This is a genomic window from Chryseobacterium sp. 22543, assembly GCF_052044565.1.
Lineage (GTDB): Bacteria > Bacteroidota > Bacteroidia > Flavobacteriales > Weeksellaceae > Chryseobacterium.
Genome location: NZ_JBQENH010000006.1, coordinates 186953 through 202185, shown reverse-complemented (window position 1 = coordinate 202185; position 15233 = coordinate 186953). Strand labels below are relative to the sequence as shown.

Sequence of the window (15233 nt, the reverse complement as noted above, 5' to 3'; positions counted from 1 at the left end):
TTAACTAACAAAAAAGTAAAAAATGAAATTTTTCAATAAAATATTTTTAGTATCAGGAATATCCGTAATGCTTTTATCATGTACAGGAGAGTTGGATGTTCAGCCGGAAGGAACACCTACTGAAGCCAGTTTCTGGAAAACGGAAAATGACCTGATTACCGGTGCTAATGCCATGTATAAACCTTTGTTCGACGGTGAATTTTACGGAAGAGGACTATTTTGGTTTATCAACGCCAGTGATGATATGGTAACCGGAAGAGCAAAGAGCGAAGCGGATAACGCAAAAAACTTCAGTAGTAATTACATCGCAGCGGGAGATCTTGAAACTCAATGGAACAAAAGATATAATGTAATTGGGGTGGCCAACCGTGTGATCCGTAATATTGATAACATCCAGACTTCACAAGCCATTAAAAATAAATACCTGGGAGAAGCTTTGTTCATGAGCAGCAGAATGTATTTTGAACTTTCTTATTCTTACGGAAATGAAAAAGCGGGAGTACCTATTATCGACCGTTCTAAGGATCCTGATCCAAACCCGATTCCGAGAGCAGCCAATGTGATGGAAAATTACACCTACATTGTAAACGACCTGAAAAGAGCAGCCGAATTATTACCTACTCAGGCAGAACTTCCTGCAAAAGATTACGGCAGACCACATAAAGCTGCAGCATGGGCACTTTTGGCAAAAGTATACTTGTTTATGAAAGACTGGAAGAATGCAGAATTCTGGGCTAATGAAGTGATGACAAAAGGAAACAGAGCTTTGCTGGGTAATTTTGCTGACGTCTTCAAAGCTGAAAACAACTACAGCTCAGAATATATCTGGTCTGTCCCCGGGACACCTAAGTTTACAGCATGGGGAAGTATTCTTCCGGGCGTAATGCTTGAAAATAAAGGATGGGGCGAATATAACGGATGGGGATATTTTCAGCCTACAAAAGAACTTTATGACGAATATGAAACAGGGGATCTTAGAAGAAGTGCATCCATCCTGAAAATAGGTGACAAATTTACCTTTAACGGGAAAGAAAGAATATATGCTTCTACCAATTCACTTACCGGATATCAGTTCAATAAATATATGGATGCTTTCAAATATCAGCTTAACAGCGGTCATGTGAGTGCCAACGGAGATTATCCGTGTACGGATCTTGCCGTTCCGATCATGCGTTATGCTGAGGTTATCCTTATCAAAGCAGAAGCTGCATTGATGCAGGGGAAATCTGCAGATCAGGAAATCAATATGATCAGAGTACGTGCAGGTTTATCTCCGAAAAACGGATGTACAATGGCAGACCTTAAACATGAAAGACGCTGTGAGCTGGCAGGTGAATGGGCAGACAGACACAGAGACCTTGTACGTTGGGGAGATGCACAGGCAGCTTATGCCAAGCCTCTGCATGGTATTAACGGACAGGAGGTTTGGGCAGCAAGAAATTTTAATCCAGCTGTACATAATGTTTGGGCAGTTCCGCAGGCTGAAATCGTAAACAGTCATGGAATCATCAAGCAAAATGAAGGCTGGTAACATCTTAATCTTATATATTATCCACTATATCATTGCAGAAACTTCTGTGATGATATAGTTTTTTACAGAAATTATGAAACGGAAACTATCAAAAATTTTGGCTGTACTGGCCCTGGCTGTTTTTTCTGAAAATCAGGCACAGAATTATTTAAACTACAATGTTGGTAATGCACATTCACATAATGATTACATGCAGGAGATCCCTTTCTGGCAGGCTTATTATGCCAACTTTGGTTCCATAGAAGCAGATGTATTTCTTGTAAAAGGTAATCTTTGGGTAGCTCATACCGAAAAAGAACTTTCTGCAGACAGAACACTGGAAAACCTTTATCTCGATAATATTTCAAAACAGATTAAGCTGAACAAAGGGAATATCTATCCGGATGCCGGCAAAAAACTCCAGCTGCTGATTGATATTAAGCAGGATTATAAAACATCATTGGATGCTTTGGTGGCTACATTAAAAAAATATCCTGAGATCACGGGAAATTCAGGAATTAAAATTGTGATTACCGGCGGAAGACCCCAACCGACAGATTTTAAAAACTATCCAGACTATCTTTACTTTGATGGAGATCTTGACAAAAATTATTCTGCAGACCAGTTAAAAAGAGTAGGAATGTTCAGTGCAGATCTTCCCGGATTGGTAAAATGGAATGGAAAAGGAATCCCAAGAGACGAGGAAACGGCAAGGATTAGAACTGCTGTTGAAAAAGCACATTCCCAGCAAAAACCAGTGCGTTTTTACGGGGCTCCGGACTTTCCTAATGCATGGGTGAATTTTATGGATATGGGAGTAGATTATATCAATACCGACCATATTCCGGATCTAAAAAAATTCATGAACTCTATCCCGAAAAACTTTTATAAAAATACAAAAGAATACAGCACCTATACTCCGACTTATGCATCAGACGGAGTGGTTAAAAAGGTAAAGAATGTGATCCTTCTTATACCAGACGGAACTTCTCTTCCGCAATACTATGCTGCCTTTACAGCCAACAAAGGAAAGTTAAATGTTTTCAATATGAAAGCTACAGGACTTTCCAAAACCAATTCATCCAATGCCTATATTACAGATTCAGCACCGGGTTCTACAGCATTTGCAACAGGAGTGAAAACTAAAAATACTTTTGTAGGAGTTGACAATATGGGAAAAGCACTCGCACAAATTTCTGATATTATCGCTGAGAAAGGAATGGTCTCCGGATTGATTTCTACGGGTGATGTTACAGATGCAACGCCTGCTGATTTCTATGCACACTCAGACAATAGAAATAGTTCCGAATCTATTTTGAAAGATTTCGCAGCTTCAAAAACGAGAATTCTTATCGGAGGCCCTACAAACGGATTGTCTCAGGAAAATGTACAGAAATTTAAAGAAGCGAAGGTTGATTTGTTTAAAGATTTAAAATCCGTCACTACAATAAATAATCGTACTCTGGTTATTGATCCTCTGGCTTCACAAAGAATAACCAACGGAAGAGGAAACTGGCTTTCCGATGCGTTCGATCTTACCTTAAATGATTTAAAGAATAATAAAAACGGATTCTTTATGATGATAGAAGCTTCTCAGACTGATGGAGGAGGTCATAGCAACAATATTGAGCAGCTGGTTACAGAATTACTGGATTTTGATCATGTGGTTGGTAAGGCAATGAAATTTGCTGATGAAAATAAAGAAACCCTGGTAATCGTGGTGGGAGATCATGAAACAGGTGGTTTGACGCTATTGGACGGAAGCCTGAAGGATGGATGGATATTCGGAAACTTCAGTACGAATGATCATACCTCCATTCCGTCAAGTGTTTTTGCATACGGTCCGAACTCTAAAGAATTTACAGGATTATTTGAAAATACAGAGATTTTCAACAAGATATTGGCAGCCTACGGAATACAGAAATAACTTTTGATTTTAATACTTTTACTTTTACAAAGAGAGACTGTTTCAAAAAAGAAACAGTCTTTTTTGTGTATTGATTTAAAGCCTGAGATAAAACAAGAACAAAATTTAAAAAGGCTGCCTCAAAAAAGAAACAGCCTATAAATATATCTAACAAATAATGAATTAGAAATTGGTCTTCACTATTAATTCAGACAGTTCCGCATTTACAAAGTCAATCGGCATTATTCCATATGAACCCTGAGTATTTGTCTGGAAGAAGGTCTTAAGTTTTGGATTAATGGTATTGGATACTGTAGGAATACTTGGAATCCCAAAGATTCCCGGTTTATAACCGCTGGTGAAATTCACGAAAAGCTTTCCGTTAGTATCATTTTTGGCTTCATTAAGCAGGCTGGAAATTCCATTCCACTTATCATCATTGTTGGTAACCTTATAATAATCCTGAACTTTTAATTGTACGCCGGAATTGTTGATATCAAATGTCGTATTATCTGCCCACGGAGAAGCATTGATTCCTTTAGTTGTTCCTGAAGAAAACCTTCTCAACAATTTGATCTTTCCTCTTACAGCTCCTAATGCAGGAATGTTTGCCCCAAGATCCCATTTAGAAGGATTTTTCTGTACATAAGAATCGAAGGTCTGCTCAAAACTTCTGGTAGTGTTGGATGCGTCATATTCTTCCTTTACAGACATGATAATTGTTTCTGATGGATGACTGTTAAGGAAAGCATAGCAGGCATTAAGCACATCATCAAAATTCAGATTTTGGTAAATCGCACCGTGATGAATGGTGAAAGAATTGTCAATATGTCTGCAACGGATATCCAGAAAACGGACTCCTGCATTCAGTTGTTCTGCAATGCTGAGGTCTTGAGTTTTAGCCGTACCTGATACAACAGGAGCATCTACACGTGCACCGGAATCATGAGTCCCGGGAATAGAGATTTTTGAAATTGAAATATTATCCTGAAGACCAGACATCCAGCTATTCATGGCAATAGGTAATAATGAAGCTTTATTACTTGTTTTTGCTAAAGAGGCTGCAAGAGTTTCATTATCTCTTTCCATCATGCTGTCATTTGAACAGGAAAAGAAGATCGACGCAGTAACAACCCCAAGAGTGATGGCTGTAAAACGTTTCATGCTTTGTTTGAACATAGTTTTTTATTTTTTAATGCAGCTTAAAAATAAGAATATATCAAAATAGGAGGAGTTAATTTAATCTTAAGAGATGATTAAGTTGCTATAAAGTCAGGAAGTTGGGGGATGGATGGTGGAAAAAGAGAAATCGATAATAATTAAATAGTAATGGATTTACAGTAAAAGCAGCTATGATAGATCAACCGCCTAACAGTAACCTCCAGCACCCAGCTTCAATCTTCCATCTTAAAACACAAAATCCTCCTTCGACCCGGGAACTTTGAACTTGTGGTCTCCGATAAGGAAATCATTCATTTTAATAAGAGCCGGGAATTTATGAGAAAACTCTTTGTGTGAGTTTTCAGGTACTTTGGTGTCATCATCACAGGATGAATATTCTCTGTCAACAATTACTTGCCCTGTAGAAAAATTGATTTCATTTGTAAAACTGAATTCACAGGTGTCTTCAAAATGATCGTGTGAACCTATAAGATAAAAATCTCCGTTCTGAAATCTGAAGGTATGTTTATATTGCTGGGTATGCCTTGAATTGGTAAAAAACTGCTGTTCAATAATAAGACAGTTATTTTTTATATTGATTTCAAGAGTATTATCAGAAGGATAAAATCCGAATCCGCTTGAAAAAAGGAGGGTAGAATTTTCGTTCCATACTTTTAGACCGCTGTTTCCTTTTTTCAGAATATAGAAAACCCTTTTATAGTCATTTGTACCTTCCAGGTTTTGCTTGTCTGATGCTTTTATATTCGTATTAAATATCAGGATAGTTTCATCTTTTCCATCTTTGTCAAGATCGCCTTTGGCTTCCACAATCTGGGTATAACCTTTCGGAACAGAAAAATTTTTCAGATTCTGAGCAGGTAAGCTCGTCACAGATAAGAAAGCCAAAAAGAGAAAGATGGGTCTCATTATTAATAGTATGATTAAAATGTAGTAATCCAGAATGAAACCATTTCCAAATTACCACATTTTTAAATTAATTTGTTACAATACTTTCAAGGTCTTCCCAAAACATTGGATAAGATTTTTCAACTACATTTTCATCCTCAATAGTAAGCTCATTAATCAGGCAGAACGGAGCAAAACTCATTGCCATTCTGTGATCCTGATACGTTTTGATAGAAATATGATCCTGTGGCTCTCCAAAACGGATTGATTTAATCGTTAAATCTGTAATTTCTGTTTCAGTACCCAGTTTTTCAAGCTCATTATATAAGGCAAGAAGTCTGTCGGTTTCTTTTACTCTTAAAGTTCCCAATCCGGAAATATCAAAAGGTATTTTTAAGGCTGCGGCTGTTACACAAAGAGTTTGTGCAATATCAGGACAGTCATTCATATCCAGGATAATTTTTTCCGGAAAAGAAAAATCTGGCTGAGGTTCCAGCGTTAGTTGATGCTCATCTTCAGAGAATGTTGTTTTGATTCCGAAGAACTTCTCATAGATATTGGCAATTGCAGAATCTCCCTGCGTTGACTCTTTGTAAAAACTTTTCAGGTGGATGGTTTCTCTTCCCAAAGCACAGATAGAGTAGAAGTAAGAAGCCGAACTCCAGTCACTCTCCACTTCATAATGTACTTCTGCATTATGGTCAGGAGTGAAAGGTTCTACTTTGATCGAATTTCCTTCAAAACTGCTTTGGATACCAAATTTTGTCAGAATATCAAGGGTCATTTCAATATAAGACCTAGATGTAACCTTCCCTACAAGATTAATTTCCATTCCGTTTTCAAGTTTTCCTGCAATAAGAAGCAGAGAGGTAATAAACTGGCTGGAAATATTGGCCGGAACATTCACAGAAGTCTGGGTGATCTTTTTTCCTGTAATTTTTAAAGGAGGAAAGCCTTCATTCTCCAAATACTCAATTTCTACCCCAAGATCCCTCAAGGCACTTACCAGATTTTTGATCGGTCTTTCTTTCATTCTTCCTGAGCCGGTAAGAATAGTAGTCTTTCCTTCCTGGATAGAATAATAAGAAGTAAGAAAGCGCATTGCCGTTCCTGCATGGTGAATGTCTACCACTTCTGTATTTTCAGATAATGCTTTTTTCAGCAACTGAGTATCCTGAGAATTGGATAGATTTCCGATTTTTATATTGCTAAACAGACTTTCCAGAATCAATAAACGATTCGAAATACTTTTCGAACCGCTGATCTGTACTGTTTTTCCTCCTGATAACTTTGATTTTTCTAGCTTCTTCATTATTATCTACATGATATTAAAAAAATTATGAGTTACAAATTCATCTATAATTCATAACTCATCATTTATAATTATTTCAATTTTTCATTATTCTGATGCCGGTCTTTATCCCGGTCAGTCTTGATTTTCATTTTTCTGTCAAAAGCGTCCTGTAAATTAACTCCCGTCTGATTAGCCAGGCATAATGTTACAAAAAGTACATCAGCCAGTTCTTCGCCAAGATCTTTTGTTTTATCGCTTTCCTTTTCGCTTTGTTCACCATACCTTCTGGCAATGATTCTCGCTACTTCACCTACTTCTTCTGTCAGCATCGCCATATTCGTAAGCTCATTAAAGTATCTTACGCCAATGGTTTTGATCCATTCATCAACCTGCTGTTGTAACTGGGTAATTTCCATTATTGATAAGCTCCCAGCGTTGGGTTTGTAGTTCTGGATACATTCACAATATCGAAAGGTACTGTTGCTGCAACAGCCGCATTTCCTTTTCCAAGAGCTGGAGAACCTGGTTTTACCCTTAAATTCATTTTAGCCATAAAATAGTTGACAAACTGTGGATCAGTATTCTTGGTTGTTTGTATTACGTTTGGATTATTGTCAAAAGTGAAACCTGCTCCTGTTGCACTGGTATATTTTATTAATGAATTTTGAAGTAAGAATTCAAACTGCTGTCCCGGAGTCTGTTCAAAATGAATAGCATCATCCCTATCAGAATATATGATACTGTTTTTAATATCAAGCAGCTGTAAAGCGCCCTGTTCTGATTGTCCTGCATCATTCTTCCATTCATTGGCTGCAAAAATTCCGCTTCTGTCAAAAGAGCTCATTGTTCTGGAATAATTGGCAATCGTAGCGTGAGTATAGCTGTGTTTTCCTCCTCTGAAAATACCGATACATGATAAACCGCAATTGTTCATCACAAGGTTATTGGCATTCACAGTAGAACCTACCGCATAGATACCGTATTCAAAGAAAGTATGGATGAATGAATTGGTGATGGTAGCATTGGTTTGTCTCATATCAAAACCTCTTGTTCCTCCGAAAAGTCTAGCATGGTTCATCTTAAGTGTAGAATTTGCTTCCATTTTAATAGAATTCCAGTTTTTAGGAATCGTATCATAATAAGGATCATTTCTGTCTCCACGAAGAATAACCTGATCGGTCTGAGTTCCATTGATATTTAAAACAGCTCCGGAAGAAACTTTCATTCCACTGTTTTTGTGGAAGTATACCTTAGTTCCAGGATTAATATCTAACGTTACACTTGGGTTGATGGTAAGATTCCCGTAGATGATCTTTGCTTTATTGTTATTCCATGTAGTGGAATTGGTAATTTCATTAGGGTTGCCGGGAGTCTGAATAAAAAATTCAGCATCCTGAACTACAGAAAATAAGGTCACATGCTGCTGTCCTGCAGGCCCTGTGAAAATAACTTTGTCCTCAGCAATCGCTTCTGGTCCGGTAGCTTCAGGGGCAATTTCAACAAAAATATAAAGACTGTCTTTCTTTCTTAAAGGAACATTTTGAAAATCATATCCAGGTTTTCCATCTACATTGATTCTATATAATGAAGAGGCACCTTTCTCAAGATTTACTCTTGGGATCATGATATCCTTATCTTCATTATTATATACTTTTACTACATAGGTTTCTGAACGTACCTGATGATATACCGTATCACAGAATACTGTGTCTCTTGAGAAACTTAGCTGCTGCGTAGGGCTGTCAAACGTAATATCATCCTTATTACATGATACTGCTACAAGTAACATCCAGAAGGAAAAAGCCAGTAATAATTTGAATTTCATTGAAATTAAGGTTTAAGTAAGTTCCAAATTTAACGAAAATACTTTAAATTTCTTACCAATAAAAAAAAATGAATTCAGTATTTGGAATTTTAAAAAAATGTTGTATTTTTGCAACCTAAAATTTAGCAGAGAAATATCCATTACTATTTCGAAAGCAAACTTAATTTTTTTAAAAATAGTATTATGAAAAACGGAATCCACCCAGAAAATTATAGACTTGTTGTTTTCAAAGATATGAGTAACGACGAGGTGTTTCTTTGCAAGTCTACTGCAGAAACAAAAGACACTATCGAGTACGAAGGACAAGAGTATCCACTAATCAAAATGGAAATCTCTTCAACTTCTCACCCTTTCTACACTGGTAAAGTAAAACTAGTTGACACTGCAGGTAGAGTTGATAAGTTCATGAACAAATACAAAAAATTCGCTAAGTAATTTTTGTATACTTAAAAATATAGAAGTCTTCCAATTTTTTGGAAGACTTTTTTTATTGTAAATTTGTTAACCTTGAATTTTAAACTTTAAACCAAAAACTGAATGATGCAGTTAGTATTTTCAGACGCACAATATTGGGAAGATTTTCTTCCGCTTACTTTTACCCGCCCTGTTGCTGCCATGCGATGCGGAATTCTTACATTCTCCGAAAGATGGCAGAAAATCCTTGAAAACACGGAAATTTCTTACTTCACGGAAACGTATCTTCAGGATAAATTTAAAAGTCCGGAGGAAAAAGAAAGTCTCTTTTTAGTTCCGAATTTCATTCCTACAGAAACCGTAATTCAACAGATTAAAGATCTTAAGCTGGGAGAAGCGTTGGTTTATGAAGATGAATTGATCGCCGCTAAAATCAATATGAAAGATTTCTCTCTGAATCAGATTGAAAAAATGACAGACATTAAGGAGGATCTTATTTTCTTTAAAAGACCAAAAGATCTGTTTACCTATAATCATCATGCTATTGATTTTGACTTTGATCTGCTTACCAAAGGAAGAACTTCACAGGAGTTATCTTCAACCAATGGTTTTTTAGGAGATAAAAAAGATCTGTTTATTGAAGAAGGTGCAGAAATTGAATTCTCTACTTTAAATACTAAGACCGGGAAAATTTATATCGGTAAAAATGCTGAAGTAATGGAAGGCTGTCACCTTAGAGGTCCTATTACCCTTGGAGAAGATTCTAAATTTAATCTTGGGGCTAAAATTTACGGAGCAACTACCATTGGTCCACATTGTAAAATGGGAGGGGAAGTCAATAATATTATCATTTTTGGTTACACCAGTAAAGGACATGAAGGTTTCGTTGGAAACTCTGTAATCGGGGAATGGTGTAATTTCGGTGCTGATACCAATTCTTCCAATCTTAAAAATAATTACAGCCATGTAAAACTGTGGAATTACAGAACAAAAGCTTTTGAAGATACGGGCTTACAGTTTGCTGGTTTGATCATGGGAGATCATTCCAAAACAGCAATTAACACTCAATTGAATACCGGAACGGTGATAGGAGTAGCATCCAATATATTCAAACCTGGTTTTCCACCCAATCTTGTGGAAAACTTTTCATGGGGAGGATTGAAAGATGACGAAAGATTCAGACTGGATAAAGTATATGAAGTGGCAGAAAGAGCTATGGCGAGGAGGAAAGTTCCTTTAACAGAAGAGGATAAAGCGATTCTGAAACATATTTTTGATACGTATTAATTCGATTATAATAAAAAACTTCAATTTTTTTTGAAGTTTTTTTATTTTTGATGTAATAGATCTGTAACGGCAATTGTCTTACCTATAAGAAACAAAACTCATGACCCAAGAAACTTTCAAGAATACGGTGTTTATTCTCAAAGACGAGATGTATCGTTTTGCGAAGCGGTTTGTCATGAGCAGTGATGAAGCAGAAGATGTAGTGCAGGATCTCATGATAAAGTTTTGGCAGAAGAGGGATGAACTGGGGCAATTCGGAAATTTTAAATCCTATGCGCTGAAGTCTGTCCGGAACGAATGCCTGAACCGGCTGAAACATCACGATGTCAAGATCGGCTTTGCGGATATGCAGCTTCATCGCTCGGAGCTTTATAGTATGGAAGTTGATAACCTTAAGGAACATATTATAGGATTTATCAATCAGCTCCCCGAAAAACAGAAGATGGTCATCCACTTGAAAGATGTAGAAGAGTATGATGTTTCTGAAATTTCTGAAATGCTGGAAATGGAGGAAAATGCAGTAAGGGTAAACCTGATGCGTGCGAGACAAAAAGTAAAAGAACAAATCTCACAACTGATGAGCTATGAAAAAAGATCAATTACAAGATAAATACAACGAAGTCTTCCGGGATATTAAGGAAGAAAAAATGGACTGGAGTTTTGAAGACTTTCTTCAGACTGCTGAAGGCGCGGAGCCTGAACAGAATGCAACACCTGTTATTCCATTGCAAGAAAAGAAGAAACCCTCCTTTCCTAAATGGTTCTGGATGGCCGCCAGTGTAATGCTGGTCTTAAGTATCGGATTTTTCCTGAATAACAATAATAAGAATGCGCAGGATAAAGAAAAGCTGGTAAAAGATGAAATCTTAAAGCAGAAGTCCGGATTCATTGAAGAAAACAGTGATCACCAGGAACAGGTTGCCATAAATCATACAGATTCTATTTCCGGTGTGAAAAAAGATTCTGTTTTTCAGGATAACCAGGTAGCGGAAAAAGATGTAATGGATGAAATCCTGCCAAAAAGAGGAAGACTTAAAAAGGAAACAAGACCCAGATACGTAAGTAATTCCTCAAACAGTAAAAGTTTAAATGATTCTGCTACAGCATACAATGACTCCTATGTAATTGTAAACGGCAAAAGAATCAGCAGTGAAAAAGAAGCCATAGATGTTGCTAAATATTCCTTTATGAAATTAGGAACTGAGTTTAAAAAAACAGTAGCATCTTCTCAAAAAAATGAAAATCTTGACAGCGAATACTAAAAATCAGAACAATCCCATGAAAAAAATATTTTTTATAATAGCCGTAATGCTAAGCAGCTTTGCAACTTATTCTGCACAGACTGAGAAATTAGACAAGCTTTTTCAGGATTTTGAAAAAAAGGGTAGAGTGACCTCTATCAATATTAAAAAACCGATGTTCAAGCTATTGAATACCATTGATGTTGATGATGCCTATGTCGGAAAAATAAAACCGATTTTGAACGATGTGGATGGGCTTAAAATTTTAATTATTCCTAAAATTACCTTCCCAGATCGTTTAAAAGATGAGAATCTTGCCAATATAAAAATGAACGAGGATAAAACGGCGAGAATAAATGATGCCTTAAAATCATTAAACTTCAACGAGCTGATGTCTATGAGCAGCGATGGAACTTCTATGAAATTTCTTGCTGAAGATGAGAAAGATAACTATCTTGAAAATTTGGTGTTCAATGTTGATTCCAAAGAAGAAAATATTATTTTTATCCTTAATGGAAAAATGAAATTATCTGATGTTAACAAGATTATTAATTCCGGCGAAACAACCACTTCTTCTGTAACAACTTCCGTGAGAAATGATCTTACTTCGGGTAATACATCGTCTTACCTGAATGGAGATAACAGAAATGTGGGTGAATTTTCCAAGATAGATGCCAGCGTAGGAGTAAATGTTACCTATAAACAGGAAAATACAAAAAGTGTAAAAGTTATTGCGGATGCTGATAAGCTTCAATATGTGATCACAAAGGTGGAAAACGGAGTTTTAAAAATATATGTTGACAATAAAGGAGTTCGGAACCTGAGATTTAAAAATCTTAACGTCAATGTTTCTGCACCTAGTATTAACGCTATAAAAACATCATCAGGAAGTGTCTTTACAGCTGTGAATCCGGTTACAGAAAACAGTTTGGCAATTGAAGCAGATTCTGGTTCTATTATTAAAGGAACATTCAATGTAAAAGATGCTACAGCAGTGCAGGTAAGCTCAGGATCTGTACTGGATGTTGATATTAAAACGCCAAAGCTTGCATTGGATACTTCCAGTGGCGCAAGTGTTAGCATATCCGGAGAGGCAGCCTCTGCCGTAATTGATATCAGCAGTGGAGCCTCTTGTAAAGCAGATGATCTTAAGATCGCTACAGCAGTGGTAGAATCTACTTCAGGAGCAAGTCTTTCCTTACTGGTAACAGATAAGCTGAAAGTAAGTGTTTCATCTGGAGCGGCAGTAAAATTGAGAGGAAACCCTGAACTGGATGCCAAAGTAGATAAAATTTCAGGAGGAAGTTTCAGACAAATCAAATAAAAAACTAAACTATGAAGACTCTTAAAAACATTTTCCTAGCTATTCTGACAATAGGTATGCTTCAGTCGTGTATTGTATCAGAAAAGCCGAATATCGATTTTTTTCAAAATTCAAAATATGATTTCAAAGGAGCGCGGTTTGCAAGTATTAATGTACCTATGGCTCTTGCTAAATCGTATATTAAGAAAGCGTTAAGGGAAGAAGGAGAAAGTGAGGAAACAGTCAACCTGGTAAAGAAAGCTTCAAAAATAAAAGTTCTTACCGTAACAAACGGGAGTAAGGAAATGCTGAATGATTATAGCCAATATTTGAGTGATAATCACTACGAAGAATGGGCTACCATTAAGCACGATGGAGATAATGTCAATATAAAGGTAAAACAAGACGGAGAAGCTATTAAAAATATGCTGATCACTGTAGGTTCCAATAGCCAGGATATGGTTTTTGTGGATGTGAAAGGGAACTTTACTCCTGATGATATTTCAAAAATGATTAATTCAGTTTCTGCTAAATAATCCTTGCACTAATCTCAAAACTTTCGCAGCCTGGAAAAACTAATACATTATACATCCATAAAAATAATTTAGGTGAAAATGAAAACCAGGTCAAGTAAGCCTTTTAACAACCAGTTTAATCAGATTTAACAAGTAGTTTCTACATATTCAATTATTTTGTACCGTAACCGTTCTGATAAAAGAACGGTTTTTTCGATTTAAGTTATTGATTATTAAATTTTATTTAAACTATTAAAAAGGATTTTCATATCTCACTAAAATAACCTAATTTTGCAAAGAAAGTAAAGATGTCTATTCATAACAAAATTGTAGAGACAGCCATCACTTTCGATGACGTTCTTCTAGTCCCTTCTTATTCAGAAGTTTTACCTAACCAGGTTTCATTAAAATCAAGACTTACCGACAAAATCACGCTGAATGTTCCGATAGTTTCCGCTGCGATGGACACTGTTACTGAAGCTGATCTGGCTATTGCTTTAGCAAGAGTTGGAGGATTAGGTTTTATCCACAAAAACATGACGATCGATGAGCAGGCAGCTCAGGTAAACCGTGTAAAGCGTTCCGAAAACGGAATGATCTCAGATCCGGTTACATTATCTAAAGATCATACTTTAGGTGAAGCTAGAGATCTTATGTCAAGATATAAGATTTCCGGTCTTCCGGTGGTAGATCCTAATAATGTTCTGATCGGAATTATTACCAACAGAGATGTAAAATATCAGGAAAACCTTGATATGAAAGTGGAAGAGATCATGACCAAAGAAAATCTGATCACTTCAGACAAAGATACCAACCTTGAAAAGGCAAAAGAAATCCTTCTTAAAAACAGAGTTGAAAAACTTCCTATTGTAGATAAAGATAATAAGCTTGTAGGATTAATCACGATCAAGGATATTGATAATCAATTGGAATATCCAAACGCTAATAAAGACCAGAATGGTCGTCTTATCGTAGGAGCAGGAGTAGGAGTAGGAGAAGATACATTGGCAAGAATTGAGGCTTTGGTACAGGCAGGAGTTGATATTGTAGCAATTGATTCAGCTCACGGTCATTCTAAAGGAGTTTTAGATAAAATCTCAGAAATCAGAAAAGCATATCCAAACCTTGATGTTGTAGGTGGAAATATTGTAACTGCAGAAGCTGCAAAAGACCTTATTAAAGCTGGAGCTAACGTACTGAAAGTTGGAGTAGGCCCGGGTTCTATCTGTACAACAAGAGTAGTTGCAGGAGTAGGGGTTCCTCAGTTATCTGCGATCTATAACGTTTACGAATATGCTAAGTCACAAAATGTAACGGTAATTGCTGATGGTGGAATCAAACTTTCAGGAGATATTGTTAAAGCGATTGCAAGTGGAGCAGGAGCAGTAATGCTTGGTTCTCTTTTAGCGGGTACAGATGAAGCACCAGGGGAAGAAATTATTTTCCAGGGAAGAAAATTCAAGTCTTACCAAGGTATGGGAAGTCTTTCTGCTATGAAGAGAGGAGGCAAAGAGAGATATTTCCAAAGTGAAGCTAAAAAATTCGTTCCGGAAGGAATCGAAGGAAGGGTTCCGCATAAAGGAAAATTGGAAGATGTAATTTTCCAGTTGACAGGAGGTCTAAGAGCCGGTATGGGATACTGTGGATCTAAGGATATTGAAACACTGCAAAGAGATTCTAAACTGGTAATGATTACAGGAAGCGGATTGAAAGAATCCCACCCTCATGATGTAATTATTACACAGGAGGCTCCGAATTATTCTTTATAAAATTATAATTGAATTTATATATTAAAAACCGCACAATTAGTGCGGTTTTTTTATTTTGCATTTGTATTTTAACTTATTGATTAATAGTAATTTGCTTTTATA

At 36.5% G+C, this 15233-nt stretch carries 14 protein-coding genes; 9 read left to right on the top strand and 5 right to left on the bottom strand.

What is annotated here, in order from left to right; translation table 11 throughout:
- Positions 1-22 precede the first annotated feature (22 nt).
- Complete coding sequence (locus tag ACTJIP_RS19870; RefSeq protein ID WP_077418764.1) at positions 23-1531, top strand: RagB/SusD family nutrient uptake outer membrane protein; 1509 nt, start codon at positions 23-25, stop codon at positions 1529-1531.
- A gap of 73 nt (positions 1532-1604) precedes the next feature.
- Complete coding sequence (locus tag ACTJIP_RS19865) at positions 1605-3437, top strand: alkaline phosphatase (RefSeq protein ID WP_440704989.1); 1833 nt, start codon at positions 1605-1607, stop codon at positions 3435-3437.
- Between the two features lie 162 nt (positions 3438-3599).
- Here ACTJIP_RS19865 and ACTJIP_RS19860 read toward each other — a convergent pair whose 3' ends face one another.
- From ACTJIP_RS19860 to ACTJIP_RS19840, 5 genes are all read right to left on the bottom strand, one after another.
- Positions 3600-4580 (bottom strand): phosphatidylinositol-specific phospholipase C, encoded by a 981-nt coding sequence (locus ACTJIP_RS19860; RefSeq protein ID WP_077419345.1) that lies wholly within the window; start codon positions 4578-4580, stop codon positions 3600-3602.
- Positions 4581-4823: 243 nt separating this feature from the next.
- Positions 4824-5504, bottom strand: a complete 681-nt coding sequence (locus ACTJIP_RS19855) for a hypothetical protein (RefSeq protein ID WP_440704988.1) — start codon at positions 5502-5504, stop codon at positions 4824-4826.
- A gap of 67 nt (positions 5505-5571) precedes the next feature.
- A complete protein-coding gene (locus ACTJIP_RS19850) occupies positions 5572-6795 on the bottom strand; it encodes a 3-phosphoshikimate 1-carboxyvinyltransferase (RefSeq protein ID WP_219071862.1) in 1224 nt (407 codons plus the stop codon).
- Between the two features lie 71 nt (positions 6796-6866).
- The gene (locus tag ACTJIP_RS19845) at positions 6867-7193 is read right to left on the bottom strand and encodes a nucleotide pyrophosphohydrolase (protein ID WP_047385875.1); all 327 of its coding nucleotides are present in this window, start codon (positions 7191-7193) and stop codon (positions 6867-6869) included.
- On the bottom strand, positions 7193-8602 hold the full coding sequence (locus ACTJIP_RS19840) for a hypothetical protein (RefSeq protein WP_180564718.1): 1410 nt from the start codon (positions 8600-8602) through the stop codon (positions 7193-7195). Before ACTJIP_RS19840 ends, ACTJIP_RS19845 begins: the two co-directional genes overlap by 1 nt.
- Positions 8603-8785: 183 nt before the next feature.
- Here ACTJIP_RS19840 and ACTJIP_RS19835 point away from each other — a divergent pair, with 183 nt between their 5' ends.
- From ACTJIP_RS19835 to guaB, 7 genes are all read left to right on the top strand, one after another.
- Positions 8786-9037, top strand: coding sequence for a type B 50S ribosomal protein L31 (locus ACTJIP_RS19835; RefSeq protein ID WP_002976190.1), 252 nt, complete (start codon positions 8786-8788; stop codon positions 9035-9037).
- A 105-nt stretch (positions 9038-9142) separates the two neighbouring features.
- A complete protein-coding gene (locus tag ACTJIP_RS19830) occupies positions 9143-10303 on the top strand; it encodes a GlmU family protein (RefSeq protein ID WP_175627298.1) in 1161 nt (386 codons plus the stop codon).
- A 100-nt stretch (positions 10304-10403) separates the two neighbouring features.
- Complete coding sequence (locus tag ACTJIP_RS19825) at positions 10404-10913, top strand: RNA polymerase sigma factor (protein WP_047385893.1); 510 nt, start codon at positions 10404-10406, stop codon at positions 10911-10913.
- Positions 10888-11565: a hypothetical protein gene (locus ACTJIP_RS19820; RefSeq protein WP_077418770.1), complete on the top strand. Its 678-nt coding sequence runs from the start codon at positions 10888-10890 to the stop codon at positions 11563-11565. The genes ACTJIP_RS19825 and ACTJIP_RS19820 overlap by 26 nt, the downstream gene beginning before the upstream one ends.
- 16 nt (positions 11566-11581) lie before the next feature.
- Positions 11582-12868 (top strand): DUF4252 domain-containing protein, encoded by a 1287-nt coding sequence (locus ACTJIP_RS19815; RefSeq protein ID WP_228408896.1) that lies wholly within the window; start codon positions 11582-11584, stop codon positions 12866-12868.
- Between the two features lie 11 nt (positions 12869-12879).
- Positions 12880-13383, top strand: coding sequence for a DUF4252 domain-containing protein (locus ACTJIP_RS19810; RefSeq protein WP_077418771.1), 504 nt, complete (start codon positions 12880-12882; stop codon positions 13381-13383).
- Positions 13384-13670: 287 nt separating this feature from the next.
- The gene (gene guaB / locus ACTJIP_RS19805; RefSeq protein WP_077418772.1) at positions 13671-15131 is read left to right on the top strand and encodes an IMP dehydrogenase; all 1461 of its coding nucleotides are present in this window, start codon (positions 13671-13673) and stop codon (positions 15129-15131) included.
- Positions 15132-15233 lie beyond the last annotated feature (102 nt).